The sequence below is a fragment of the Nissabacter archeti genome (genome assembly GCF_018257325.1).
Classification (GTDB): domain Bacteria; phylum Pseudomonadota; class Gammaproteobacteria; order Enterobacterales; family Enterobacteriaceae; genus Chimaeribacter; species Chimaeribacter arupi.
The window spans coordinates 1-26,394 of sequence record NZ_JAERKB010000019.1; the positions used below are offsets into that span (position 1 = coordinate 1).

The window sequence follows — 26,394 nt, forward strand, 5'->3', positions numbered from 1 at the left end:
ATAGCCGCCCTGATCGAACGCCGGGTGGGTGAAGGCGTCACGCAGATCCGTCTCTTTCAGCAACGGGGCCAGCGGGTGTGCGGCCAGCGAGGAGACGGTGCTGGTCTGGATGTTGGAGGTCAGGCAGGATTCGATGCCGATCTGATGTGCCGCGAGGAAATCCATCAGCGCCGGGTCTTCCACCGCTTTCACGCCGTGGCCGATGCGCTCTGCGCCCAGTTCACGGATCGCCTGCCAGATGCTGTCCGGCCCGGCGGCTTCCCCGGCGTGCACGGTGATGCGCAGCCCGGCGTCACGCGCGCGGGTGAAGTGGCTGAGGAACAGGCTGCCGGGGAAACCGAGCTCATCCCCGGCCAGATCCAGCGCGGTGATGCCGTCGCGGTTGGCCAGCAGGCCGTCCAGTTCACGCAGGCAGGCCTCTTCGCCAAAGGTGCGGCTCATGATGCCGATCAGCCGCACGTCAGTGCCGGCATCACGGCTGCCGGCTCGCACGCCGTCAATCACCGCCTCGACCACACCCTCGACCGGCAGGTTGTGGGTCAGCGCCATGTAACCCGGTGAGAAACGCAGCTCGGCGTAGTGGATGCCGGCCCTGGCGGCGTCTTCCACGTTTTCATAGGCGATGCGGCGGCACGCGTCCAGCGAGCCGAGCACCGCCACGCCCAGATCCAGCTTTTGCAGGAAACTCACCAGATCCGGTTCATTTTTCATGACCTGCACATGCGGGCGCAGCGCCTCCAGCTCATTGGCCGGCAGGGGGTGGTTGAACTGGCGGCCCAGTTCCAGGATGGTTTGTGCACGGATGTTGCCGTCAAGGTGGCGGTGGATATCAGTCAGGGGCAGGCGGGGATCAATCATGATGTGCACTCTTAGGTCAGTAAACCGTGATAGGTAAAAGTGCATATCAGTATAAAAACAAATGGATGAAAATTTCCATCAGGTTGCAGTAGAAAGTGACGATAATCACATTATTGCGTGCTGCATCGCATTTCTCTGCAACCTGTTCTGGCGGTTATTTCACCAATGACGCCGTTTCTGTGATGTTAACCGGTATACCTTCCGCCAGAAAAACACCGTTACGGCCACTGCGTTTGACGTGGTAGAGCGCGTGGTCTGCGTTGCGCAACCATTCATGGATCGACGCGGCGTCACCGGCCGGGGCAATGCCGATGCTCACCGAACAGTGGAACGTGGCGGACGCGGGCAAGCGGATACGGGCGATTTTCTCCCGCAACCTCTCTGCCAGCATCAGGATGCGCGTATCATCGGCGTTGCGCACAATCACCCCCAGCTCATCGCCGCCGAAACGGGCAGGGATATCCTCCAGCCCGACCTCTTTGCGCAGCAGCGCGGAGATCTCCGCCAGCAGGAAATCCCCGGTTTCATGGCCGAAGGTATCGTTGACCTGCTTGAAGCGGTCAACATCCAGGATCATCAGGTAGGCGGCGCTCTCACCGCGCCGGGTGCGCAACAGCTCACTCTCCAGCCGCCGTTCAAACAACCGGCGGTTAGGGATTTGCAAACCGGGGTCCATCAGGGCGATCCGCTCCAGCTCGCGGTTTTTGCTGCGCAGGCTCAGGGTCAGGTGGTATGACACCGCGCTGAGCGCCAGGATATAGCAGGTGGCCAGCGGCAGGGTCAGCCACACGGTCAGCGTGCTGAACGTAAGGTGCAGCGGCATCCCGGCGGCCGTCCAGACCAGCAGGAACGCCGCGAAAAAGGCCGCCAGCGCCGGTTTCAGCTGCGGCCAGCCGCCCGCCGAGTAGCGGTCAGCCGCCAGGATCGCCATGATAATCAGCGAAGGGACGGGGCTTAAGCCCATCAGCGCCACCCACACCCCGCCGAAAGCGGCGTCCAGGGTCAAATGGCGGCGCTCCCGGCCTATCGGGTCCGGGGCTGCGCGCGCCAGCCGGTAAGCCACCACGGGCCAGACAAAAGCATTCACCCCCAACAGGATACAGAAATCCTGATGGCTTTTTATCGCCAGCAGCACCGACAGGATCGGGATAAAGCATAAGAAGGTACCCAACTGACGCATGATAAACATCCGGCGCACAAACCGGAGAGCACGTAACGTCAGGTGACTGTCGTCAGGGGAGTAATAGTTCATGGGGGGACAACGTAGCAGGAAGGTAACAGGCAGTTTACCGGTTTTTTAACAGAAACCAGATCATATTTTGCGAATTTTCTTATAGGAACAACGCGATGCCTGTGGCGCTTTTCCGGCTTTTATCAGGCAGGAAAGCATGTTATGCGGGAAAGCAGGAAACCGGGCCGCCGTGGCCGCCCGGTGATGGCCGGAAAAAACCGGTCAGAAACGCAGGGAGGCGCCAACGTAAGGGCCGTCAACCAGGACGTTGTCCTTGCGGCCGCCCTTGTTGTCCAGCTCAACGTACTGGTAACCCACACGCAGGTTCAGCAGGGAGATCGGCGTGAAGCTCAGGCCGCCGGAGGCTTCCTGATAGTTGTCCAGATGGTCGGAGAACGCTTCCGGCGCGTAGTAGTACTCGCCATACAGGCCCCACATGTTGTTGAAGCTGTATTGTGCACCGGCACCCACGGCCACGCCGAAGCCGTCTTTACCGTCTTCCGGGTGGGTGAACAGGGCTTTGGCCGTCGGGGCCACACGCAGCGGGCCGGCATCAATGTTGTAGCCCAGCGCCACGCCGGTGGTGCTGCCGTCGTGATCGCTGCGCAGCCAGTTACCTTTCAGGAACAGGCCGGGGGAGGTAGTGCCCAGGCCCACATTCAGGTTGGTGTTGTGTTCACCCACATCCACGCTGCCTTCGATGGCCTGCGCAGCACCGCTCATCAGCACCAGGCTGACCACACTCCCGGTAACAAGTTGCTTAAACATACTTCCACTCCCTTAAGGACAATAAATAACGGCGGAAAGGGTAAACAGCCGGGGCAGGACAGACAACGTTATTCAGTAACATTTACGTAATAATATGTTTCATTAAAGGAAATGTTGCCGTTAATCCGCCTGATGATCGCGCGTACGCACCGGGCCGGGCGGGCATCTTTACATTTCTCGATAAAAAACTGCGACAACTTGATAAATGAAAGTAAATGTAACAAATTGATCTAGATCAATTTTTGCTCGCCGCCTCACAGACCCGCTGCCAGGTTATATGCTGTAGGGAGCATCGCCGTTTGCAGGATGCCTTGTCCAAAACATGAGATAACGGGTGGTAATGTGCTGATAAAAAAGAAACGGGTGAGATCGCATACGGAAGATCGTTATCTGGCGCTGGTGCTGGCCACCACGGCAGGCATATTGAACGCGATGGCGTTGGGGGCGTTTGGTTTTTTTCCCTCCCACATGACCGGCAACGCCTCACAGATTTCCAGTGAAGTGTCGAGTTCTGACCTTAACGATTTGGTGTTTCTGGCGGTGCTGATTACCGCCTTTGTGATTGGGTCGGCCAGCGCCCGTTTTGTGGTGGACGCCGGTTTGCGCAATAAAATACGCACCATTTACTGCTTTGTGATTCTGGCGGAAGGGGTGGCGCTGACCCTGACGTCGGTGTTTGAGGCGATGCGCTACTCGCCGCACAATAACCGCGAGATCCTGGTGTTGCTGGGCTTCCTGATGGGCATCCACAACTCCACCTCCACGCAGATCTCCAATGGCCGGGTACGCTCAACCCACATCACCGGCACCCTGACGGACGCTGGTATCGCGCTCGGCTCCTTTGTCTCCTCACTGATAACCCGTGCCGCGCCGGACGACCGCCGCCCACACAAGAAACAGCTGAACACGCACCTGACCACCGTGTTCTCCTTCCTCTCAGGCTGTATCGCCGGCCTGTTGCTGTTCAAGGAGTTCGGCTTTAATGCAATGACCATGCTGGGGATTTTCCTGGTGGGGGTGGCATTGTTGTCGCTGGTGGATACCCTGCGCACCGCACGCAAGAGCCTCTATTGATCCTTGGGGGATACCCTTAACAAAAAGCCGCCCGCAGGCGGCTTTTTTATCGCCCGGCCGTGTCAGGCGGGGGGAGCAAAGTGGTGAGGGCGTTAATCAGGGCCGTGATTCCGGCGTCCAGCTTGCTGCGCGGGCAGCCCACATTCAGCCGCAGGAAACCGGCACCCTCTGCGCCATAGGTGGTGCCCGCCATGATCGCGACGCGCTCCTGCTCAATCAGTACCTGCTGGAGCCGCTGGTCATCCAGCGCCAGCGGCCGCAGATCGAGCCAGGCGAGGTAGGTGGCCTGCGGCGGCTGCCAGTTAAGCTGTGGGAACGCGCTGTTGAGCCGCGCTGCCAGGTGCCGCAGGTTCCCCGCCAGATAGCGGCGCAGGTCATCCAGCCACGGTGCACCCTCCCGGTAAGCGGCAATGTGTGCCACCAGCGCCAGCACCGCAGGGGAGGAGAGGCCGTCACGCCCTTTCAGGTGCGCCAGGTAAGCCTCACGCGTGACGTTGTCACTGATAAAGCCATAGGCACCGGTCAGCGCCGGGATATTGAAGGATTTCGAGGCGGAGGTCAGCAGTGCCCACGGCGTGCGCGCCACCTGTGGCCAGGGCAGGTGGCGGTTGTCGCCCCAGACCATATCCATATGGATTTCATCGCTGATCACCCGCACGCCGTGGCGTTCACACAGCCGTGCCATCTGCTGCAATTCGTCCGCCTGCCAGACTTTGCCGGTCGGGTTATGCGGGCTGCACAGCAGCAGGATTTTGCATTCCGGCCGCGCCAGCAGCGCCTCCAGGTGGGCCATATCGGCTCGCCAGGTGACGTTGTCACGAGTGAGCGGGCAGGCCAGTACCTGCCGTTGGTTGCCTTCAATCGCCTTGTAAAAGGCATCATAGGCAGGGGTGTGGATCACCACGCCCTCACCGGGCGCTGACCAGAGCCGGATAAGTTCGGCCACCATATAGATAACTGACGGGCCGTACACCGCCATCCGGGTATCGACAGGGGTGTCAAAGCGCGACTGATACCAGTGGCGCAGTGCGCCGAGGAAATCCTCATGCTGCCAGCGGCTGTAGCCCAGCACGCCGTGTGCCAGCCGCTGTTGCAGGGCGGCCAGCACACAGGGTGCGGTGGGGAAATCCATGTCTGAGATGGTAAACGGCAGCAGGTCTGCCCGGCCGAAGCGGTCGGCAACAAAGTCCCACTGCGTGCACCAGGTGCCGTGCCGGTCAACCGGGGTAGAAAAATCAACCATATCCCTTTCCTTTGTTCTTGGCGTCAGCGGGGCGGTCAGGCCGCCCCATGACGTTACGCTGTCACTAATGGGGCCTGCCGCTCAACGGCGATCAGCGCGTCCAGCTCATCTTTGACCGATTGCACCTGCGGGCCAATCACCACCTGCACGTTATGCTCATTCAGGTGCACCACACCAATCGCCCGCAACGCTTTCAGCGCCGCGTCATCCACCGCCGCCATCTCGTTGACCGACAGGCGTAACCGGGTGATGCAGTTATCCAGCGAGATAATGTTGCCCGCGCCGCCCAGGGCCGCCAGGATCGCCGGGGTGTTGTAGCCCGATTTGCTGCCGCTGGTGGCTGGGGCAACACTGACGCTTTCGCTGCTGTCCGGCTCGCGGCCGGGGGTGTTGAGGTTGAAGCGCAGAATGGCAAAACGGAACAGCCCGTAGTAGACGGCGAACCACACCGCAGCCACCACCGGCACCCAATACCATTTGGTGGCGGTGCCGTGCAGGATGCCGAACACCACGAAGTCGATCAGGTTGCCGTCAGTGTTGCCGATGGTGACGCCCAGCAGCGCCATCATGGTAAAGCCCAGCCCGGTCAGCAGCGCGTGGATCAGGTAGAGCACCGGGGCCACAAACAGGAACAGGAACTCAATCGGCTCTGTGGTGCCGCCAATCACGCAGGCAACCACACCGGAGATCAGCAACCCTTTCACCTTATGCCGGTTACCGGGGCGGGCGCAGTGGTACATCGCCAGTGCGGCACCCGGCAGGCCGCCAAGGAACGCCGGCATCTTACCCTGTGACAGGAAGCGGGTGGCGCTGTTGGCAAAGCCGTGCGTCTCCGGGCAGGAGAGTTGCGCCTGGAAGATGGTCAGCGCGCCGCTCACCGGCTGGCCGCAGACCTCCAGTGTACCGCCCGCCTCGGTGAAGCGGATCAGCGCCACCAGAATGTGGTGCAGGCCAAACGGCAGCAACAGCCGCTCGCCGCTGCCGAAAATCATCGGCCCGAACATCCCGGCCCCGCTGATCATCCGCCCCAGCGCGCTGATCCCGGCGGCAAACCACGGCCAGACCAGCGGCACCAGCAGCCCGGCGATGCCCAGCACCACGGTGGTAATGATCGGCACAAAACGCGTGCCGCCGAAAAACGCCAGGGCATCCGGCAGGCGGATGGTATGGAAGCGCGAATGCAGCAGGTACACCAGCACCCCGACAATCACCGCGCCGAGGATCCCGGTGTCGATGGAGGGGATCCCCAGGATCATCTGGATGTTGTTGGCTTTCAGCACTTGCGGGTCGCTGGTCGGCAGCACACCGTTGGCGGTGAGGTAGAAGTTGGTGGCGAGGTTCAGTACCGCAAAGCCGACAAAACCAGAGAATGCCGCCACGCCTTTATTGTCCCGCGCCATGCCGAGCGGAATGGCGATGGCAAACATCACCGGCAGGAAGCTGAAGGCAAAGGAACCGACTTTGCTCATCCAGGTAAACAGCAACTGGAACAGCGGGTGGCCGAGCGCCGGTAACAGGGTGATGACATCACGGCTGCTGAGTGAACTGCCGATGCCAAGCAGGATGCCGCAAAAAGAGAGCAGGGCAACCGGCAGCATAAAGGTTTTGCCGAGGCTCTGGAAAAACTCCCAGAGGGTGATTTTGGGCCGGGTGGGCACAGACATAGATGCTCCTTGCAAACGTCAGGTAAACGGGAAGTAAACTGGATAAAATGCCGTGTTAAATCGGGTAAAATAAGATAAAACGTTTTACCATTGTGGTCTGCGGGGCGGATCACAGTTGCTCAGTGCTGTGTATCGGCACGGCAAAACGTGGGCTGCCGGGGTACAATGCCCGCTTTCGTTTTAATTTTTCGTGAGTTGCTGACAGGTAAAGGCCTATGACGCCAAAAAAGATCACCATCAACGATGTGGCTGACCACGCCGGGGTGTCTGTCACCACCGTGTCGCTGGTGGTCAGCGGCAAGGGGCGCATCTCCCCACAGACCGCCGCCAGGGTGCAGCAGGCGATCCAGGCGTTGGGCTATGTGCCGAACCGGCAGGCGGTGACGCTGCGCGGCGGCCGCTCCGGCGTGATTGGGCTGATTGTGCGTGACGTCTGCGACCCGTTTTATGCCGAGGTCACGGCCGGGTTGAGTGAGGTGCTGGAGGCGCAGGCGCGGGTACTGTTCCTGACCCAGAGCGGCCGCGAGGGGCTGGGCAGTTTGCGGGCGGCAGAGAGCCTGCTGAAACAGGGCGTGGACGGCATCGTGCTGGCCGGAAACCTGTTGCACGGGCCGGATGTGCGCCAACGCGCCGCGGCGGCCGGGGTGCCGCTGGTGTGTGCGGCGCGCGCCAATGCGCTGGAGGGGATGGATCTGGTGCGGCCGGATAACCAGCTGGCGGCGCGGCTGGCGACCGGGCACCTGGTCGCCGAAGGGCATAAGCAGATCGCCTACATCGGCGGGGCCGGGCACTCCCTGACGCGCGCTGAGCGGCTGGGCGGTTTCTGCGCCACCCTGTTGCAGTACGGGTTGCCGTTCCGCCCGGAGTGGATGGTGGAGAGTGGGGTACACCGGCACGGCATGGCGGCGAAAGTGGAGGCGCTGTTACGCCGTTACCCGCAGATCACCGCACTGGTCTGCCATGACGCGGCAGTGACCCTCGGCGCCTATTTCGGCGTGCTGAATGCCGGGCGCAACGTCGGCGGGCAGGCGCTGGAGGGGCTGTATTCGCCGCAGGTGGCGCTGGCCGGTTTTGGCGAGGACGCAGATGACGCGCTGGCGGAACTGCCGCTGACGCGCGTCTCTGCCGCCGGGCGCGAGGTGGGGCGCAGCGCGGCGGAAAGGCTGCTCCAGCGGATTGACAACCCTGACGCCACGCCGCAACAGTGGGTGGTCGCCCCTGTGCTTATCGCCCGCGCACCGGGATAACCGGGGCATAAAACGCGCGCATAAAAAAACCGGCCCAGGGGCCGGTTGGTCAGCAGGCTGTGTGGCTTATTGTGCCGGAGCCGGAGCCGGAGCCGGAGCCGGAGCCGGGGCCGGGACAGGTGCCAGCGGTGACGGCGGCACGGCCGGGGCGGCCTGCGGGGCCGGGGCCACGTCAGCCGGGCCGCCAAAGATGCCGAACAGGCCGGCAAACTGTTGCAGCGTCATCTTCTGGCCGTTCAGGTCAACGATGTTATCGGCAAAGTGGAAGCGGGTGGTGATGGTGTCATCTTTCACGGTGGTCAGTTTGAACATCTGGCCCATCGCCGCCAGGCCCTGCACCTGCTGTTTCGCCAGCTTCCCCGCTTCCTCTTCACTGTATCCCTGCATTTTACCGATCTGGGTCGCCATCTGGGTCGCCATCGGCATCGGGATGGTCAGGGTGGCATCCAGGTTACGTACCAGTTGGGCAATCAGCTGATCCTGCGTCTGGGCGGCAGGCTGGCCCGCTGCCGGGTCGCTGAAGTTCAGGTTCAGCGTGAAGGTGCTTTCACCGGCGCTGTTTTTCCAGCTCAGCGGGCTGACGCTGATGCTCGGGCTGCCTTTCAGCAGCAACGGCAGGTTCTGGCTGAACAGCGCGGCCGCCTGGGCCTGGTACACCTCAGGGTCAAGCTGTTCGCCCTGCTGCATCAGCTGCATCGCCTGCTGGTTATAGTTGTCGGAGAACTGCTTGAGCGCGGCGCTGTCGAGCTTGTCCAGTTTCACCGTCAGCTTGCCGGAACCGAGATCCGCCCCCTGGACTTTCAGCGCACCGAGGCTGTAGTCCAGTTGGCCGTTAATCGCGTTGTTCTGCTCGCCGAAGTTGCTGTTGAGGCGGACATCCTCCAGCGTGGCGGCATCTTTGCCTTCCACATTGAAGATAACCTGTCTGGCGGTCAGGTGCTGTTCGCCCAGGCCAATCTGGGCCGTGCCTTTGTGGGTATTGCCGGCGGCGTTCACGCCGGAGAGGGTAATTTTCTCCAGCTGGCCGAACTGGTTGCGCGAGGTCAGGGCAATGCTGTCGCTGCTGGCGTCAGCTTTGATGCGGTCACCGTCGCGGGAGACATCGGCATTCACCGTCGCACCGGAGAATTGCAGGCGGGTGGCATTGTTCTGGTAGTCGATCGGCACCAGGGTAATGGCGGATTCGGTATCACCACTGTAGGCGATGCGCGTCTCGGCGGTGGCCGGGGAGACGCCCTTGGTCATCTCAAACAGCCCCTTGACGGCGGCGGTGTTGGCCAGCTCGCTGTGCACGGAGGCCATCGCCGGGATCAGGTTGAATTTCTTCAGCTGCGCCAGCGGGAACGGGCCGTGGTCGATGGATTCATTAAACGCCACTTCCTCGCCCGGTTTCAGGGCTTTCTCCCCTTGTGCCGCCGGGTCCGGCTGGAGCACAAAGCGCGCGCGGCTGCTGAACAGGTGGCGCTGGTAATCCTGGTACACCAGCCGTACGCCCGCCTGTGGGAACTGCGAGGCGATCTGGCTGTTCGCCTGCGCCACGATGTCGCCGATGCGCTGTTCGAACTGTTTGCCGGTGTACCAGGCCGCGCCGGTCCAGGCAGCGCCCAGCACCACAATCACACTCACGGCAACTAACGATTTTTTCATAATCCGCTCATCCTTTTTTGGGCACGGAAAAGGTCCGTGCAAAATGTCCACGCGCTGCCGGCAAAAAAAAACGCCCGCAGGCGTTTTTCGTTAACTGGCCGGCCCCAGTTTAGCAAGAAATGGGGCGCGGCGTCGGGGGGAATCAACCCAGCTGGTTGAACACCCGCGCAATACGGCCGATGCCGCTCACGTTCACCGGGGATTCAAATGCGCCGATAAAGCAGGATTCGCCCGGCTTCAGCACGACCTGCTCGCCGTTTTTCTCCAGCACGGTTTCGCCTTCCACGCAGAACACGATTGCCGCGCTCTGTTGGGCCAGCGTTTGCGGTTCGGCAGAGAGGTCATGCAGCGAGAAGGCGAAATCCTCGACCGGGATCGGGAAATTCAGCTCGCTGCCGCGCTGCGCCGGCTGAGTCAGCAGGGTGGCGGCGGGTTTCGGCTCAAACTTCAGGTTCGCCATCAGTTCCGGGATGTCGATATATTTCGGCGTCAGCCCGGCGCGCAGCACGTTGTCGGAGTTGGCCATCACTTCCAGCGCCACGCCGTTCAGGTAGGCGTGCGGGGTTTCGGCATACAGGAACATCCCTTCGCCCGGCTGGAGGGTGATGACATTCAGCAGCAGCGGCGAGAACAGGCCGCTGTCATCCGGGTAGAAAGTGGCGATGCTGCGGATGGCATCCCAGGTTTCACCCTGCTGGCTGTTCAGGGCGGCTTTCAGCACGCCCAGCGCCAGGGATTTGGTTTCGCCTTCCATGCTCAGCAGCCCGGCGAACAGCGTCGCCAGGTGATCGGCGTCCGGGTGTTGCAGGAACGCGGCGATGTCCGGGTGCGCACCGGCCACCGGTTGCAGCAGGGAGATGATGTCGCTCAGCTCACGGAAACCGTTCAGCGCCTGGAACGGCGTCAGGGCAAACACCAGCTCCGGCTTGTGGTTGGCGTCTTTGTAGTTGCGCTCGGCGGCATCCAGCGGGATCCCGGCCTCGTTCTCTTTGGCAAACCCGACTTCCGCCGCGGCTTTGCTCGGGTGTACCTGAATCGACAGCGGCTGGTCAGCGCACAGCACCTTGAACAGGAACGGCAGTTCGCCGAAGCGATCGGCTACCGCGCGGCCGAGCCAGGTGGCCGGGTCATCCCCGATCACGTCGCGCAGCGCACGGCGGTTGCCCTGCGCATCCGTGACCTGGGAGCTGCTTTTAGGGTGCGCGCCCATCCAGAGTTCGGCCATCGGCTTGCCCTGCGGGTTGGCAATACCATACAGGCGGGTCAGCGCATCCGGGCTGCCCCAGGCATAGTTCTGAACCGCGTTGTGCATCTTTTGCATGTGGCTATCCTGCTCATGAAGAAAATAGGGGGATTTTGAAAATTCTGTTTAGTAAACAGTGAGTACAGGTGATTATCAATAAGGAAAATCTAATAAATCAAACTGCGTCGCATAATGCGCTGCTTTTCTGTGTCACTATACTAGGCTGTGCCGTGGGACTGATGGGAACGTCCGCGGCACATTCATTTATGTGCTATGTATCTAAGGAGAAAGTAATGGCAGCCACTCGCATTGAAAAAGACTCAATGGGGCCGATTGAAGTTCCTGCAGAACAGTTGTGGGGCGCGCAAACCCAGCGTTCATTAGAGCATTTCCGCATTTCCTCGGAAAAAATGCCCACTGCGCTGATCCACGCCCTGGCGCAGACCAAACGCGCCGCCGCCAGCGTCAATATGGATTTGGGCCTGTTGCCGGCTGAGCGCGGCAACGCGATCCTGCAAGCCGCAGACGAAGTGCTGGCTGACAAGCACAGCAATGAGTTCCCGCTGTCAGTCTGGCAGACCGGTTCCGGCACCCAGACCAACATGAACATGAATGAAGTGCTGGCCAACCGCGCCAGCGAGCTGCTGGGCGGTGAGCGCGGTGACGGCCGCCGGGTGCACCCGAACGATGACGTCAACAAGAGCCAGAGTTCCAACGACGTCTTCCCGACGGCGATGCACGTCGCGGCGGTGATCGCCGTGCGTGAAACCCTGCTGCCGGAGCTGAAAACCCTGCAACAAACGCTCTCTGACAAAGCCGACGCGTTCAAAGACATCGTCAAAATCGGCCGTACCCACCTGCAGGACGCCACGCCGCTGACCCTGGGCCAGGAGATTTCCGGCTGGGTGGCGATGCTGGCCCACAACCTGAAGCATATTGAAGCCTCCATCCCGCACCTGTGCGAGCTGGCACTGGGCGGCACCGCGGTCGGCACCGGCCTGAACACCCACCCGGAATACGCCGAACGTGTGGCGAAAGCGCTGGCTGACCTCACCGGCCAGCCGTTTGTCACCGCGCCGAACAAGTTCGAGGCGCTGGCAACCTGTGACGCACTGGTGCACGGCCACGGCGCGCTGAAAGGGCTGGCGGCCTCGCTGATGAAGATCGCCAACGATGTGCGCTGGCTCTCCTCCGGCCCGCGTTGCGGCATCGGCGAAATCTCCATCCCGGAAAATGAGCCGGGCAGCTCCATCATGCCGGGCAAAGTCAACCCAACCCAGTGCGAAGCGATGACCATGCTGTGCGCGCAGGTCATGGGCAACGACGTGGCCGTCAACATCGGCGGTGCGTCCGGTAACTTCGAGCTGAACGTGTTCCGCCCGATGGTGATCCATAACTTCCTGCAATCGATCCGCCTGCTGGCAGACGGGATGCGCGGCTTCAATGAGCACTGCGCGGTGGGCATTGAGCCAAACCGTGACCGCATCACCCAGCTGCTCAATGAGTCGCTGATGCTGGTCACCGCCCTGAACACCCACATCGGCTATGACAAAGCGGCCGAGATCGCCAAAAAGGCGCACAAAGAGGGGCTGACGCTGAAAGCCTCCGCGCTGAAACTGGGCTACCTGACGGAAGAACAGTTTGACGAGTGGGTGCGCCCGGAAGAGATGGTCGGCAGCATGAAGCTGTAAGCCGTCCCCCGGAAAGCAAAAAGCCGGCGATTGCCGGCTTTTTTACGCCTGTCAGTTGACCAGGTGGTCGGTGTAAAGGTGCAAACGCGGGATCAACAGGTGCAGCGGCTGCGCCGCCGGGCGGTATTTGTGCTTGATGTTGGCGGCGTCGTAGTCGGGCAGGGCGCCAAGTTTGGGGGCCTTGACGTGCGAACCGACGCGGCCGCACAGCACAATCAGCGGCATCGGGCAGGGGTGCTGCACCTGCTTCTGCTGCGCCGGGTACCAGGCGCGGGCAATCGGCTGCACTTTCACCGGGCGGCGGATCTTCAGCGCCGCATTTTCCGGCAGCCGCATCACGTCATTGATTTCACGCGTGATGTGCTCGGCCCACTGCTCACGGGTATAAGGTGCCACGGCACGCCCGGCTTTGAGGCTGCGGTTAAGCTGTTCGACAATCTCTTCCCGCGTCACGTTTTTGATGATGTGCTTGTTCGCCCAGCCAAAGCGCACGGAACCCGGCTCCAGCAGGCAGGTGATGGTGCGGTAGGCGTTCAGGGTAATCAGCCCGCGCAGGTGGGTGTGCACAAAGTCAAAACGCTGCTCGCGCTCCAGGCCGGATTCCACCGTCACGATGTGTTCCAGCTCCGCCTTCAGTTTGTTCACTTCCTCAATCAGCAACTGCACCGCCTGTTGCTCGTCCGGCGTCACCACGTAGCAGAGCACCCCCGGCAGCCTGACCGCCGCCTTGCTGCTGATATTTTCAGCATTGTCATGGATGAACAACCGGCGGAAATGCTGCAACGCCCGCTGGTGCGCCTCAATGCCCATCAGCGGGGTGACGGCAATCTGGTCTGCCGGGTCATTCTCTTTGCCTTTCTCGATTTCCGGCAGCACAAACACCCGTGCATCCTGTAACGGTAATTTGCCCAGCAGGTGGGTAAGGTCATCCAGTGCCAGTTCCAGCTCATGAAAACACTCATTCATGCGGCCAATCAGCTCATAGTTACTCATTCACCCCTCCAATTAGTTACAACACACTTTATACTGCATATAAAACAGGCTGGCTACCTTAACTTCGCCGTTTTATGCGCTTAACAGGGAAAACAGGGCATCACAGAGGGGGAAAGAAGGAAAAAAGGGCAAAGCCGGGTGCACGCGGCACCCGGTCAGGGTCAGGCAAGGGCGCGTTTTTCCGGCAGGGATTTCAGGCGCAGTGCTACGGCCAGGCCGACAAGCAGCATCACGCTGATGTAGCCCACCACCCCCAGCCAGCCAAAGCTGTGCCAGAAGAAGCCGCCGCCGGTGCCGGCCACGCTCGACCCGGCGTAATAGCAGAAGAGGTAAAGGGAGGAGGCCTGGCCTTTGGCGCGGCGGGCGCGGCGGCCGATCCAGGCGCTGGCGACCGAGTGCGCGGCGAAAAAGCCGCCGGTGACCAGCATCATCCCGAGCAGGATCACCGGCACCGGCGACAGCCCGGTCAGCAGGATCCCGGCCAGCATCATGCCGATGGCCCCCATCAGTACCGGGCCGGGCCCATAGCGGGTGGAGAGCAGCCCGGCTTTCGGCGAGCTGTAGGTGCCCATCAGGTACACCACGGACAGCACGCCGACAATCGCCTGGCTGAGATGGTAAGGCTGGGCCAGCAGCCGGTAACCGATATAGTTAAACAGCGTCACGAAACTGCCCATGATCACAAAGCCTTCCACAAACAGCAGCGGCAGCCCGGCATCACGGAAATGCAGGCGGAAGTTGATCAACAGGTTGCGCGGGCGCAGGGAAGCGGGGCGGAAATGTTTCGACGGCGGCAGAATGCGCCAGAACATCAGCGCCGCTGCCAGGGCAAATACGCCCACCACGCCGACGGCCACCCGCCAGGAGAAGAAATCGGACAACACCCCCGACACCAGGCGGCCGCTCATGCCGCCGATGGAGTTACCGCTGATATACAGCCCCATCGAGAACGCCACAACGCTTGGGTGGATCTCCTCACTGAGGTAGGTCATCGCGACCGCCGCCACGCCGCTCAGCGCCAGCCCGACCAGCGCCCGCATCAGCAGGATGCCGTTCCAGCTGGTCATTACCGAACAGAGCAGCGTACAGACCGCCGCCAGCAGCAGCGCCACCCCCATCACCTGCTTGCGTCCTACCGCATCAGAGAGCGGCCCGGTAAACAGCAACCCAATCGCCAGCATCCCGGTGGATGCCGAAAGCGAGAGGCTGCTGCTGGCGGGCGAGATGCCGAAATCCTGCGACAGGATCGGCAAAATCGGCTGCACGCAGTAGAGCAGGGCGAAGGTCGCCAGCCCGGCGGAAAACAGCGCCAGCGTCACGCGGATAAACTGTGGCGTGCCGCGTTTGATAAACGGGGTGGCGGCGCGCGGCGCAGCGGGAATAATCAGGGTACGGCGGGCGTCAGTCGGCAGTGGGTGTTGGTGGGCAGCGTCACTGTCATTGGCTGCGTCGCTCGTAGAAGGGGCGTTCACGGAGCGTTGGGGGCTGTTCACGGTCAATCCTTATGTGGGTGAAACAAAAATGGGAATGAAATCATCAGAAATTTGGTGTGATGAAAGCATAGGCAGGTCACATTTTTCTGTCTAATATATTAATAATCACAATTGATACTTTTAAAATATGATGAACATTGAACTGCGCCATTTGCGGTATTTCATCGCAGTGGCAGAGGAGCTGCACTTTGGCCGGGCGGCGGAACGGCTCAACATTTCCCAGCCGCCGCTGAGCCTGCAAATCCAGACGCTGGAGCAGCAGATTAACGCCCGCCTGCTGACCCGCACCAACCGCAGCGTCAGCCTGACGCAGGCGGGCGAACAGTTTTTGCGCCATGCCTACCAGATCCTGGCGCAGGTCAATGACGCGGCCGAGCAGGCGGCGCGCATCCACCGCGGTGAAGTCGGCGAACTGACCATCGGCTTTACCTCCTCGTCGCCGTTTATCGGCAGCATTTCACGCAGCCTGCGCCGCTTCCGCCAGCTCCACCCGCATGTGCATATCCAGATGGAAGAGCTGAACACCAAACAGCAGATTGGCCCGCTGCTGGAGGGCAAGCTGGACCTGGGGGTGATGCGTAACACCGTGCTGCCCGAGGCGCTGCACTACCAGCTGATGCTGCGCGAGCCGCTGGTGGCGGTGCTGCCGGAGGATCACCCGCTGGCGGCCGGTAATCCGTCGCATTTGCCGGTACAGGCGCTGGCCGACCAGCCGTTCGTGTTCTTCTCCCGGCTGGTGGGCACCGCGCTGTATGACGAGATCCTTGACCTGCTGGCCGCGGCGGGCATCCGCCCCTATATCACCCAGGAAGTGGGGGAGGCGATGACCATTATCGGGCTGGTCTCCTCGGGGTTGGGTGTCTCGATTCTGCCCGCCTCGTTTATGCGGCTGCGCATCAGCGGCGTGCGTTACGTGCCGCTGGAGGACCCGCACTTCGCCACGCAGGTGTGGCTGGTCAGCCACCGCCACCGCCCCCTGGCCGCCCCGGCGCAGGCCCTGCTTGATTTGCTGCTGGAAGATCGCGGGCTGGCGTGATCTGCCCTTACGCATTTCAGGGTGAATTTGTGCGTTAAATCACATAACGAATCAAATAGTTGTGCCTGTGCTCCCAATGGATTGGGATGTCGAATATGATTTATTTTGAGGCGCGAAAAATAGCAGGAGCAGGTACGTGATTGTCGATGGGCAGCCTGGGCATATAGACCAAATCAAACAAACCAATGCAGGGGCTGTGTATCGACTGATCGACCAATGCGGGCCGGTTTCGCGCATTGAGCTTTCCAAACTGGCGCAGCTTGCGCCGGCCAGCATCACCAAAATCGTCCGTGAATTGCTGGAAGCCCACCTGGTGCAGGAAACCGAATTCCAGGATGTCGGCAGCCGCGGCCGCCCGGCGGTAGGGCTGGTGCTGGACACCGACGCCTGGCACTACCTCTCCGGCCGCATCGGCCCCGGCAACCTGACCCTGGCCCTGCGCGATCTCAGCAGCCGGCTGGTGGTGGAGGAGCAACTCCCGCTGCCCGCCGACGCTGACGAGCCGCTGCTCGATCGTCTGCTGGCGGCCATCGACCAGTTTTTCATCCGCCACCAGCAGCAGCTTGAGCGCCTGACGGCCATCGCCATCACCCTGCCGGGCATGATTGATGCCCAGGCCGGGATCGTCCACCGTATGCCTTACTACCCGGTTGATGAGATGCCGCTCGGCCCGGCGCTGGCGCAACGCACCGGGGTGCCGGTGTTCCTCCAGCATGATATCGGTGCCTGGACGATGGCCGAAGCGCTGTACGGCGCGTCATTCGGTTCGCAGAATGTGATTCAGGTGGTCATCGACCACCATGTCGGTGCCGGGATCATCACCGGCGGCCGGGTGCTGCACAGCGGCAGCCGCAGCGTCGCCGAGATCGGCCATGTGCAGGTCGACCCTTACGGCAAGCGCTGTTACTGCGGCAACCACGGCTGCCTGGAAACGGTGGCCGGGATCGACAGTTTGCTGGCGCTGGCGCAGCAGCGGCTGAAAGGCTCCATGAGCTCGCAACTGCACGGCGTGCCGCTGACGGTGGACGCGCTGTGCGATGCGGCGCTGGCCGGCGACCCGCTGGCGCGGGACCTGATCCTGGATGTCGGCAACAATGTCGGCCGCATCGTGGCGATTATGGTCAACCTGTTCAACCCCGATAAAATCCTGGTCGGCTCCCCGCTGAACCGCGCGGCCTCTATCCTCCACCCGGCGATGATGGCCTGCATCCGCCGGCAATCGTTGCCCAGCTACAGTGAGGCGCTGCAACTGGAAGCGACCCGTTTCCACAACCACGGCACCATGCCGGGCGCAGCGCTGATCAAGGATGCGCTCTATAACGGCTCGCTGCTGGTCAAGCTGTTGCAGGGGTAATCCGGGGTCAGATCATATTCGCCGTAGTTATGGATGTTCACCAAACAAAACCTTGCGCTATCTCAAGATAGCGCCTGCCCCTCATCCCCTAGACTGACCCGATAACGTGAGCACCGCAGTATTGCCTGCGGTAATTTTTTGATTCAACACGATTTTCGGAGCAGACCCACCATGTTGACACAGGTATTTGTCACCGGCACCGATACGGATGTCGGTAAAACCATCGTTTCACGCGCCCTGTTACAGGCGCTGGCTGCGCAGGGGGCCGAGGCGGTGGGGTATAAACCGATTGCCACGGCGTGCACGGAGACGGCAGAAGGCTGGCGCAGCAAAGATGTGCTGACGTTGCAGGCCTCATCGGCGGTAAGCCTGCCGTATGAGGCCCTGAATGTGCTGTCGCTGGCGGAGGATGAGCCTTACGCCGCCCCGGCTGACAGCACGCTGTTTAGCCGTATGTCGGACGGGCTGGCCACGCTGAAGGCGCGCGCCGGGTGCGTGGTGGTCGAGGGCTGCGGCGGCTGGCGGACGCTGCTGGATGAGCAGCACAGCTATGCCGACTGGGTGATCGCGCAGCAACTGCCGGTGATCCTGGTGGTCGGCATCAAGCAGGGCGGGATGAACCATGCGCTGCTGACGGCGCAGGCGGTGCTCAACGACGGGCTGCCGCTGCTGGGCTGGGTGGCAAACCGCATCAACCCTTGCCTGGCGCACTACGCCCAGACCATTGATCTGCTCAGCCGCAAGCTGCCTGCGCCGCTGCTGGGTGAAATTCCGTACCTGCCGCGGGCGGAAACGCGCGATCTGGGGCAGTTCCTTGACCTCCGCCCGCTGGCACTCTGACCCCCGCTTTTTGCTGCTTTTCGGCACCCCTCGCAAAAATCCCCTGTGGCCCGCCCGGTATGGCGGCGGGCTGATATACTCACAGGGAGAATAAAATCAGCGAATTGCGAAGGTTGAATGAAACAGCACGAAAATTCCCCGCACCCGATCCCGCATCGCGGCCGGATACTGGCCGCCTGTATGCTGGCGATGTTTATGGCGGCGATTGAAGTCACCATTGTCGCGACCGCCATGCCGACCATCATCGGCGAGCTGGGCGGTTTTTCCCTGCTTGGCTGGGTGTTTGCCGTCTACCTGCTGACGCAGGCCATCAGCGTGCCGATTTACGGGCGGCTGGCGGACCTCTACGGCTGCCGGCGGATGTTCTTTATCGGCACCCTGATTTTCCTGCTCGGGTCGGTGCTGTGCGGCATGGCACCGTCGATGCTGTGGCTGATCCTGTTCCGCGCCTTGCAGGGGCTGGGCGGCGGGGCCATTATGCCGATCGCGTCCACCATCATCGCCCATATCTACTCGCCGGTAGAGCGCTCCAAAGTGCAGGGTTACCTGTCGAGCGTCTGGGGCGTCTCAGCGGTGATCGGCCCCCTGCTGGGGGCGTTTATCGTCGGGCATTTCAGCTGGGCGCTGGTGTTCTGGATCAACGTGCCGATCGGTATCGTGGCGATGGTGATGCTGGCGCGCTACCTGCCGGAGGCGGAAAAGGGGCAGCGGCACCCGCTTGACCTGGCAGGGACGGCCTGGCTGACCCTCTCTGTCTCGGCGTTGCTGCTGGCGCTGTTACAAGCCGACGCGCTCGGCATGGCGATGGTGCCGCTGCTGGCGGTGGCGCTGGTGGGCGGGGTGATGCTGGTGCGGCAGGAGCGGCGTACGCCGGAGCCGCTGTTTCCGCTGGCGCTGTGGCAGAGCCGCGTGATTGTGGCGGGCAACGTCGGCGGGCTGGTGATGGGCGCGGTGCTGATGGGCATCAGCGCCTTTTTGCCGACCTTTGTGCAGGGCGTGATGGGCGGCACGCCGCTGGAGGCGGGCACCACGCTGGCGCTGGTGTCGGTGGGCTGGCCGCTGGCCAGCACCCTGAGCGGCCGCCTGATGCTGGTAACCTCATACCGCTTTACCGCACTGTGCGGCGCGCTGCTGCTGATTGCAGGCAGCCTGATCCTGCTGCTGGTGCAGCCGGGGCAAACACTCTGGTGGGCGCGGCTGGCCGCCTTTACCGTCGGCGCGGGGATGGGGCTGAGCAACACCACCTACCTGGTGTCGGTGCAGAATGCCGCAGAAGCCTCGATGCGCGGCATCGCCACCGCCTCGACGATGTTTTCGCGGCTGATTGGGTCGGCGTTCGGCACGGCCATTCTGGGCGGCACGCTGAACCTCAACCTGCAACAGCGTTTGCCGGGTGTCGATGACCCGGTGCAACAGCTGATGGATGGCCCGCAACGCCAGGCACTCAGCAGCGATCGCCTCCAGTGGATCACCGATCAGGTCGCTGTCTCGCTGCATTGGGTGTTTGTGGCGGCGGCCGTGATGGCGGTGCTGACGCTGATTGCCGTCTGGCTGATGCCGCCCAGCCAGCGCCCGGCTGAGCCGGAAGCGCAGGGCAGCCGCCCCTGAGGCAAAAAAATCAGGGCACCCGAAGGTGCCCTGACAGAACGGACGGCGCGGCCACGGGATCAGTGTGCCGGGGCGGCGTCCTGGCTGGTGCCGGTCTGTGGGCTGGCGGTCGCTTCCACATCGCTGCTGCCGTCACCGGTTTTGCTGTACACAATCTTCTGTGTGTCGTTTTCACAATGGCCGACAACCTGGCCGCCGGACTGGTCAGCCTGATCGTTCGGGACAATATCCAGGGTAAAGCCGGATTCGGGCACGCCGTTGTTAATGATTTTCTGGCTGATATCCGCTTTCACGCTTTCACAGGAGGCCTGCGCCGCCAGCGGGGCGACCGCCAGTACCGCGGCTGCAAACAGTAAAGATTTCTTCATCATTCAGTCCTTAATTAAATAAAGTCATCAGGCAGTAAAGATAGCAGCCAAATTTCCTCTCCGTAGGAAATTTAACTTAAGTCAATGTTTTTAAGGATTAATCTGACGGCCAGTGCGGCGATCCAGACAACGCTCGGTGTTGGCTTCCCAATAGGCATTCAGATTCATGCTTTTTTCACAGTCCTCTTTCATGTCAATCGCGGTGTCAAACTTATCAAACTCTTTCTCGGCGCGGCTGTTGACCTTTTTGCGCAGCATCCGGGTATCATCCCACTGCTCTTTGTTCTGGCGCGCCTCTTCATTGGAGAGGGCGTTATCACCGTTGCCGTTGAAGATACAGGTGCCGCTGGCGCAATTGGTTGCGGCTGAGGCCGGAACCTGCCAGGCCGCACAGAGCGCGACCAGGGCAACGGGCGCAATCCTGCGCAGCAGCCGGGGCATAAACATTGTATTCATCATCTCATCCTTATAGGTTATCCGCCGCAGGCCACCGCCTGCGCTGGCGCCGCAGCCCGGTTTACCGGTTGCGGTGATCCTTAATTATAACACCTCAGGGCGCGGCCACCAGCCGGGCGCGCGCCCGGTTTACCCGGCATTGAAGGAGCCCCATGATAAAAACGACCCTGCTGTTTTTCCTCACCGCGCTGGCGGAGATCACCGGCTGTTTTCTGCCCTGGCTGTGGCTGAAAAAAGGGGGCGGGGCCTGGCTGTTGTTACCGGCCGCCCTGAGCCTGATGCTGTTTGTCTGGCTGTTGACGCTGCACCCGGCAGCCAGCGGCCGTGTCTATGCGGCGTATGGCGGGGTGTATGTGTTTACCGCACTGGTGTGGTTGCGGCTGGTGGACGGCGTGCGCCTGAGCAGCACGGACTGGGTGGGGGCGCTGGTGGCGCTGGCAGGGATGCTGATCATTGTCTCCGGCTGGCGCAATGGCTGAACCGGGCAGGAAAAACGCGGGGCAGCGGCGCCCCGCAGGCGGCATCACGCGTCGCGGTGCACCTTCAGCCCGGCAAAGGACTGGCTGACCGGCATGATCTCCAGCCGGTTAATGTTGACGTGCGGCGGCAGGGTACAGGCCCAGAACACCGACTCGGCGATGTCGTCAGGCATCAGCGGGTTGGCGTTGTCATAGGTCTGGCTGGCTTTGTCATCATCGCCCTTGAAGCGGACATTGGAAAACTCGGTGCCGCCCACCAGCCCCGGCTCGATGTCCGTGACGCGCACCTGTGTCCCGGCCAGGTCGGCGCGCAGGTTCAGGCTGAACTGTTTCACAAACGCCTTGGTGGCCCCGTACACGTTGCCGCCCTGATACGGCCAGCTCCCGGCGATTGACCCCATATTGACCACATGCCCGCGGTTGCGCTCCACCATACCCGGCAGCACGGCGCGGGTCATAAACACCAGCCCTTTGGTGTTGGTGTCGATCATGGTTTCCCAGTCATCGCTGCTGGCTTTGTGCGCCGGCTCCAGCCCCAGTGCCAGCCCGGCGTTGTTGACCAGCACATCAATCTCGCGCCATCCGGCGGGCAGCGCCGCCAGCATCGCCTCAATCTCCGCCCGGTTGCGCACATCCAGCTGCGCCACATACACCTGATCCCCCAGCGTCTCTTTCAGCGCGTCCAGCCGTTCCTGGCGGCGGCCGGTGGCAATCACTTTATGTCCCTCATTGATGAAACGGCGGGTAATGGCTTCGCCAAAACCGGCTGTGGCACCGGTAACCAAAATAATCATGTCATTGTTCCTTAATGGGTTAATGGTCTTCAGTGAATGATGTGTCTTATCGGTTGTCTGCGTCTTTCAGGGTAGCAGAGCCCCGGCTCTGCGGCCGGATAATGCTTACTTGGCAGAGTCCGCCGGGGTTTTGCGCCGCCCCCCGGCCGCCTCCTGCAAGGTTTTCTGCCGCACGTTGTCCCCGGCAGTGTGGCCGAGCGTAAAGGTGTCCGCCACCGCCAGCAGGGCCAGCAGCCCCATCATGATAAAGGCGAAGTGGAAGGCGGCCAGCGGCGGCCCGGCTTCGCTGCCCGGCGTCAGCCACTCCCCGGCGCGCAGCGCCAGCGCACCGAGCGCAATGCCCAGCCCGCCGCCAAGCTGTTGCGACATATTAAACAGCGTGTTGGCCCCGCCCATGCGCGGTTGCGGCACCTCGGAGAAGGCCAGCGTATTGAGCGCGGTAAACTGCATCGACCGCGTCAGCCCGCTGACGAACAGCAGCGCGGCAATCAGCGCCACCGGCGTGGCCGGGGTGATCAGCGCGCAGGCGAAAATGGTCAGTGCGTTCAGCACGCCGTTCACCCACAGCGTGGTGCGGAACGGGAAGCGGTAAAGGATCGCCGAGGTAAAGGGTTTCATCACCAGGTTCCCGGCAAACACCGCCAGCACCAGTAGCCCGGCATGGAAGGCGTTCATGCCGAAGCCGAGCTGGAACAGCAGCGGCAGCAAAAACGGCACCGCGCCGATGGCGATGCGGAACAGGCTGCCGCCGAATACCGTGACGGCGTAACTTTTCAGCCGCAGCGCCCAGAGGTCCAGCACCGGGTAAGGGGTGCGCCGCGCGTGCCAGATCGCCAGCGCGCCCAGCAGCAGGCTGATGATAATGCACAGCGGCGGCAGCCAGGGGCGCTCCGCCACGCCGTTAAACAGATCGAGGCCGAACATCAGGCCAAAGCAGGCAAGCCCGGTGAGCATAAACCCGGTGATATCAAACGGTACCGTCTGGTCGCCCGGCTGGGCGGGGATAAGCCGCAGGCTGAACCAGATGGCGACCAGCCCCAGCGGCAGGTTAAGCAGGAAAATCCAGTGCCACGACGCATAAGTGGTGACGAATCCGCCCACTGCCGGGCCGAGGATCGGTGCCACCAGCCCCGGCCAGGTAATGGTGGCGATCGCTTTGATCAGCCCCGATTTCGGCGTGTTGTGCAGCACCACCAACCGGCCGACCGGCACCATCAGCGCCCCGGCAAAGCCCTGTAACATCCGGGCGGCGGTAAACGTCATCAGGTTGACGCTCAGGGCGCAGAACAGGGAAGAGAGGGTAAACAGCAGCAGCGCGGCGGTGAACACCCGGCGTGCACCGAAGCGGTTGGCGATCCAGCCGCTGGCCGGGATAAACACCGTCAACGTCAGGATATAGGCAGACACGCCGATGTTCAGGTCTACCGCTTCCACACCAAAGGCGCGCGCCATCTGCGGCAGTGCCGTCACAATCACCGTGGCGTCGAGGTTTTCCATAAAAAAGGCCCCGGCCACCAGCAGCGGCAGGGCCGGGCCGTCCGTGGTGGTGCGCTTCATTGCGGCCTCCTGGGAGTGTCCATCGTGCTGCTGCCAACAGAGAAACCAGATCCGGACATGGCACCGCCTTTTTAATGAGGGGAAGGGCAGAAGAGTGTTGAGCATAACCGATCCCGCTTGACCGTCAACCGGTGTACCGGCCGCCCGGTGCGCCTGAGGCTGCACCGGGCAGAGCATTATTTTCCCGGAAGAAAGGCGGCCAGCAAGAGATGCCTTTGCACGTCGCTGTCACAGCAAAAACTGGCGACTTATCTTGCGGTGAAAAAAATCCTGCCCGGCGGCTTTTTTCTGCCGGTGATGCACAAACGGGGTGCAGGCACCGCGCAGGCCGGAAAAGGGCGGCCGCGCAGCAAACGGTTGCGTTACGCGGGCAACCGTTTGCCTGATTTTGCACCTGCGCCCCGCAGCAAAAAAAACCGTTGTGGCCAGGGTGAGTGGCCGGTGTGTTAAAAATAAAACACTGTGTTACAAACACTTAGAGAAAAAATTTCTGCCCTGGCATACCCCTTGCTGAACGCTGATGAACCATACTGATAATACGAAGCGTCTTCTGATAAGGGCAGAATCATGAACCAGACAGTCACCCGCGCCATTCGCGGCAACTTTTTTGACCTCACCGGCAGCGTCAGTGACCCGGATGAGATAACCGACCGGGTGCGGTATGTGGAAGATGGCGTGCTGCTGCTTAACGGCGGCCGGATTGTCTGGCACGGTGACCGGATGGCACCACAGGCGCAGTTGCCGGAGGGCATACCGGTTGAGGATTACCGCGGCAAACTGATCGTGCCCGGTTTTATTGATACCCATATCCACTACCCGCAGACGGAAATGGTCGGGGCCTATGGTGAGCAGCTGCTGAGCTGGCTGAAAAATTACACCTTCCCGACCGAGGCGCAATACGAGTGCGCCGGGCACGCGGCGGAGATGTCACAGTTCTTCCTCCGGCAGTTGCTGGCCAACGGCACCACCACCGCGCTGGTGTTCGGCACCGTCCACCCGCAGTCGGTGGAGGCGCTGTTTACCGCGGCGGAAGCGTTGCAGATGCGGCTTATCGCCGGGAAAGTGATGATGGACCGCAACGCGCCGGAAGCCCTGCTGGAAGAGGCGGAAACCAGCTACGCGCAAACGCGCGACCTGATCCGCCGCTGGCACAACCGCGGCCGCCTCGGTTATGCGCTGACGCCGCGCTTTGCGCCGACCTCTTCCCCGGCGCTGCTCGAGGCGGTGCGCCGCCTGCGGGACGAATTCCCTGATACCTGGGTGCATACCCACCTCAGCGAAAACAGCGACGAAGTGGCGTGGGTCAGGGCGCTCTACCCGGATCACGCCCACTATCTCGGCGTTTACCATGATTACGGCCTGACCGGCAAAAAAAGCGTGTTCGCCCACTGCCTGCATTTGTGTGACGACGAATGGGCCTGTATGGCCGCCAGTGATTCCGCCATCGCCTTTTGCCCCACCTCTAACCTGTTCCTCGGCAGCGGGCTGTTCCGCCTGCAAAAAGCGTGGGAACAGCAGGTGCGGGTCGGCATCGGCAGTGACATCGGCGCGGGGACTACCTTCAGCATCCTCTCCACGCTGGGCGAAGCGTACAAAGTGGGGCAGTTGCAACAGTACCGCCTGTCAGCCTTTGAGGCGTTCTACCACGCCACCCTGGGCGGCGCGCGCGCCCTGCACCTCGACGACAAGATCGGCAATTTCGACCCCGGCAAAGAGGCGGATTTCGTGGTGCTGGACGGCAACGCCACCGCGCTGCAACAACTGCGTGCCGCCAACAGCACGACGCTGGCGGAGAAACTTTTCGTGCTGATGACACTGGGGGATGACCGCAACATCCACGCCACCTGGGTCAACGGCGAGCCGGTCTACCGCGCCGGGTAAACCGCGCCCGCGGCGGGGGTGCGCCTGACCGCATTCCCCGCTACACTGCCTCTACGCCGGGCGCACGCCCCAGAATGAGGCAACCAGCAGGGACCACGCACCACCATGAACAGTGAAACCAATGGGCGCGGGCGCATCGCCCGTGAACGGATGCTTGATGTGATCCGCAGTGCGGCCATCAGCGAATTCAGCGAGAAGGGCTTTTCCGGGGCCACCACGCAAGCGATTGCCCAGCGTGCCGGGATGAAAAAAACCCAGTTACATTATTACATTGCCGGTAAAGAGGAGCTGTATGAGGAGCTGTTGCAGCGCGTATTGACGCTATGGGACGACATTATGCGGTTTGACCCGGCGCTGACGGAGCCGTCCGCGGTGCTCAGCCGCTATATCCGCAACAAGTTGCACTTCTCGTTTACCCAACCGGCGCTGTCACGCATCTTCACCAGTGAGGTGCTGAGCGGCGGCCACTATCTGGAGAAGTACTGGCCGCCGGCGACGGAGAATATCCGCCAGAAAGAAATGCTTATTAATGAATGGATTACGCAGGGTCTGATCCGCCCGCTGGATGCGCGCCTGTTTATTATGCACATCTGGGCGATCACCCAGTACTACGCCGACTTCGCGGTGCAGGTGAAAAATATGTACCGCGACCCGCAGGATTCCCCGGCCACCCAGGAACACATTATCCGCGAAGTGACCGATCTGGTGCTGCGCGGCTGCCTGCCATCGCCCCCGGCATAAATTAACAAAATGTTTACCTGGCACTGAAATTGCTTAATTAACTGACAATATCTGACCGGTTGTACAAATCATCTGTACAGGAAAGTCAGGGTACAGAAAGGTCGCTTGTACAGACACTCACCTGTACA

At 61.7% G+C, this 26,394-nt stretch carries 23 protein-coding genes; 10 read left to right on the plus strand and 13 right to left on the minus strand.

Going from position 1 to position 26,394, the window contains the following annotated elements:
* From add to JK232_RS20950, 3 genes are all read right to left on the minus strand, one after another.
* On the minus strand, positions 1–858 hold an 858-nt coding region (gene add / locus JK232_RS20940; RefSeq protein WP_212589652.1), incomplete at its 3' end, for an adenosine deaminase.
* Positions 859–1,012: 154 nt separating this feature from the next.
* Entirely contained in the window at positions 1,013–2,110 is a 1,098-nt protein-coding gene (locus JK232_RS20945; RefSeq protein ID WP_212589653.1) for a diguanylate cyclase, read from the minus strand.
* Between the two features lie 201 nt (positions 2,111–2,311).
* Entirely contained in the window at positions 2,312–2,857 is a 546-nt protein-coding gene (locus tag JK232_RS20950) for a YfaZ family outer membrane protein (protein WP_072933195.1), read from the minus strand.
* Positions 2,858–3,199: 342 nt separating this feature from the next.
* On the opposite strand from JK232_RS20950, the gene JK232_RS20955 reads away from it, so the two are divergent.
* Positions 3,200–3,931 (plus strand): YoaK family protein, encoded by a 732-nt coding sequence (locus JK232_RS20955; protein WP_079205337.1) that lies wholly within the window; start codon positions 3,200–3,202, stop codon positions 3,929–3,931.
* Between the two features lie 46 nt (positions 3,932–3,977).
* Here JK232_RS20955 and JK232_RS20960 read toward each other — a convergent pair whose 3' ends face one another.
* A complete protein-coding gene (locus tag JK232_RS20960) occupies positions 3,978–5,174 on the minus strand; it encodes a MalY/PatB family protein (protein ID WP_212589654.1) in 1,197 nt (398 codons plus the stop codon).
* 53 nt (positions 5,175–5,227) lie between these two features.
* On the minus strand, positions 5,228–6,838 hold the full coding sequence (gene malX / locus JK232_RS20965) for a maltose/glucose-specific PTS transporter subunit IIBC (RefSeq protein WP_101828944.1): 1,611 nt from the start codon (positions 6,836–6,838) through the stop codon (positions 5,228–5,230).
* Positions 6,839–7,053: 215 nt separating this feature from the next.
* On the opposite strand from malX, the gene malI reads away from it, so the two are divergent.
* Entirely contained in the window at positions 7,054–8,085 is a 1,032-nt protein-coding gene (gene malI, locus JK232_RS20970) for a Mal regulon transcriptional regulator MalI (protein ID WP_072933204.1), read from the plus strand.
* A 66-nt stretch (positions 8,086–8,151) separates the two neighbouring features.
* Here malI and JK232_RS20975 read toward each other — a convergent pair whose 3' ends face one another.
* The gene (locus tag JK232_RS20975; RefSeq protein WP_212589655.1) at positions 8,152–9,732 is read right to left on the minus strand and encodes a YdgA family protein; all 1,581 of its coding nucleotides are present in this window, start codon (positions 9,730–9,732) and stop codon (positions 8,152–8,154) included.
* Between the two features lie 142 nt (positions 9,733–9,874).
* Entirely contained in the window at positions 9,875–11,053 is a 1,179-nt protein-coding gene (gene manA, locus JK232_RS20980; protein WP_072933208.1) for a mannose-6-phosphate isomerase, read from the minus strand.
* A 215-nt stretch (positions 11,054–11,268) separates the two neighbouring features.
* Between manA and fumC the strand changes: the two genes are divergently transcribed.
* Positions 11,269–12,666, plus strand: a complete 1,398-nt coding sequence (gene fumC, locus JK232_RS20985; protein WP_072933210.1) for a class II fumarate hydratase — start codon at positions 11,269–11,271, stop codon at positions 12,664–12,666.
* Positions 12,667–12,717: 51 nt separating this feature from the next.
* Here the strand turns inward: fumC and tus are convergent, their stop codons facing one another.
* Together tus and JK232_RS20995 are read right to left on the minus strand one after the other, a co-directional pair.
* Positions 12,718–13,659, minus strand: a complete 942-nt coding sequence (gene tus, locus JK232_RS20990; protein ID WP_072933213.1) for a DNA replication terminus site-binding protein — start codon at positions 13,657–13,659, stop codon at positions 12,718–12,720.
* Between the two features lie 161 nt (positions 13,660–13,820).
* Complete coding sequence (locus JK232_RS20995) at positions 13,821–15,152, minus strand: MFS transporter (RefSeq protein WP_072933215.1); 1,332 nt, start codon at positions 15,150–15,152, stop codon at positions 13,821–13,823.
* Positions 15,153–15,282: 130 nt separating this feature from the next.
* Here JK232_RS20995 and JK232_RS21000 point away from each other — a divergent pair, with 130 nt between their 5' ends.
* The 4 genes from JK232_RS21000 to JK232_RS21015 all read left to right on the plus strand — a co-directional run bounded on the left by JK232_RS21000 (position 15,283) and on the right by JK232_RS21015 (position 19,990).
* The gene (locus JK232_RS21000) at positions 15,283–16,188 is read left to right on the plus strand and encodes a LysR substrate-binding domain-containing protein (protein WP_072933284.1); all 906 of its coding nucleotides are present in this window, start codon (positions 15,283–15,285) and stop codon (positions 16,186–16,188) included.
* Positions 16,189–16,324: 136 nt separating this feature from the next.
* On the plus strand, positions 16,325–17,542 hold the full coding sequence (gene mlc / locus JK232_RS21005; protein ID WP_072933217.1) for a sugar metabolism global transcriptional regulator Mlc: 1,218 nt from the start codon (positions 16,325–16,327) through the stop codon (positions 17,540–17,542).
* A gap of 171 nt (positions 17,543–17,713) precedes the next feature.
* Entirely contained in the window at positions 17,714–18,382 is a 669-nt protein-coding gene (gene bioD / locus JK232_RS21010; RefSeq protein ID WP_072933219.1) for a dethiobiotin synthase, read from the plus strand.
* Between the two features lie 117 nt (positions 18,383–18,499).
* On the plus strand, positions 18,500–19,990 hold the full coding sequence (locus JK232_RS21015; RefSeq protein ID WP_072933221.1) for an MDR family MFS transporter: 1,491 nt from the start codon (positions 18,500–18,502) through the stop codon (positions 19,988–19,990).
* A gap of 59 nt (positions 19,991–20,049) precedes the next feature.
* Here the strand turns inward: JK232_RS21015 and JK232_RS21020 are convergent, their stop codons facing one another.
* Complete coding sequence (locus JK232_RS21020) at positions 20,050–20,358, minus strand: DUF1161 domain-containing protein (protein ID WP_072933223.1); 309 nt, start codon at positions 20,356–20,358, stop codon at positions 20,050–20,052.
* Between the two features lie 90 nt (positions 20,359–20,448).
* The gene (locus JK232_RS21025; protein ID WP_072933225.1) at positions 20,449–20,814 is read right to left on the minus strand and encodes a DUF1283 family protein; all 366 of its coding nucleotides are present in this window, start codon (positions 20,812–20,814) and stop codon (positions 20,449–20,451) included.
* Between the two features lie 152 nt (positions 20,815–20,966).
* Here JK232_RS21025 and JK232_RS21030 point away from each other — a divergent pair, with 152 nt between their 5' ends.
* The gene (locus JK232_RS21030) at positions 20,967–21,293 is read left to right on the plus strand and encodes a YnfA family protein (RefSeq protein WP_101854834.1); all 327 of its coding nucleotides are present in this window, start codon (positions 20,967–20,969) and stop codon (positions 21,291–21,293) included.
* A 44-nt stretch (positions 21,294–21,337) separates the two neighbouring features.
* Here the strand turns inward: JK232_RS21030 and ydfG are convergent, their stop codons facing one another.
* Both ydfG and JK232_RS21040 read right to left on the minus strand, forming a co-directional pair.
* Positions 21,338–22,087, minus strand: a complete 750-nt coding sequence (ydfG, locus tag JK232_RS21035) for a bifunctional NADP-dependent 3-hydroxy acid dehydrogenase/3-hydroxypropionate dehydrogenase YdfG (RefSeq protein ID WP_101854835.1) — start codon at positions 22,085–22,087, stop codon at positions 21,338–21,340.
* 105 nt (positions 22,088–22,192) lie between these two features.
* Positions 22,193–23,644 carry an MFS transporter gene (locus JK232_RS21040; RefSeq protein WP_072933242.1) on the minus strand — a complete coding sequence of 484 codons (1,452 nt, stop codon included), beginning with the start codon at positions 23,642–23,644 and terminating at the stop codon, positions 22,193–22,195.
* A gap of 567 nt (positions 23,645–24,211) precedes the next feature.
* Between JK232_RS21040 and guaD the strand changes: the two genes are divergently transcribed.
* The gene (guaD, locus tag JK232_RS21045; protein ID WP_212589656.1) at positions 24,212–25,525 is read left to right on the plus strand and encodes a guanine deaminase; all 1,314 of its coding nucleotides are present in this window, start codon (positions 24,212–24,214) and stop codon (positions 25,523–25,525) included.
* 105 nt (positions 25,526–25,630) lie between these two features.
* Complete coding sequence (locus JK232_RS21050; protein WP_072933248.1) at positions 25,631–26,266, plus strand: TetR/AcrR family transcriptional regulator; 636 nt, start codon at positions 25,631–25,633, stop codon at positions 26,264–26,266.
* Positions 26,267–26,394: the final 128 nt, after the last annotated feature.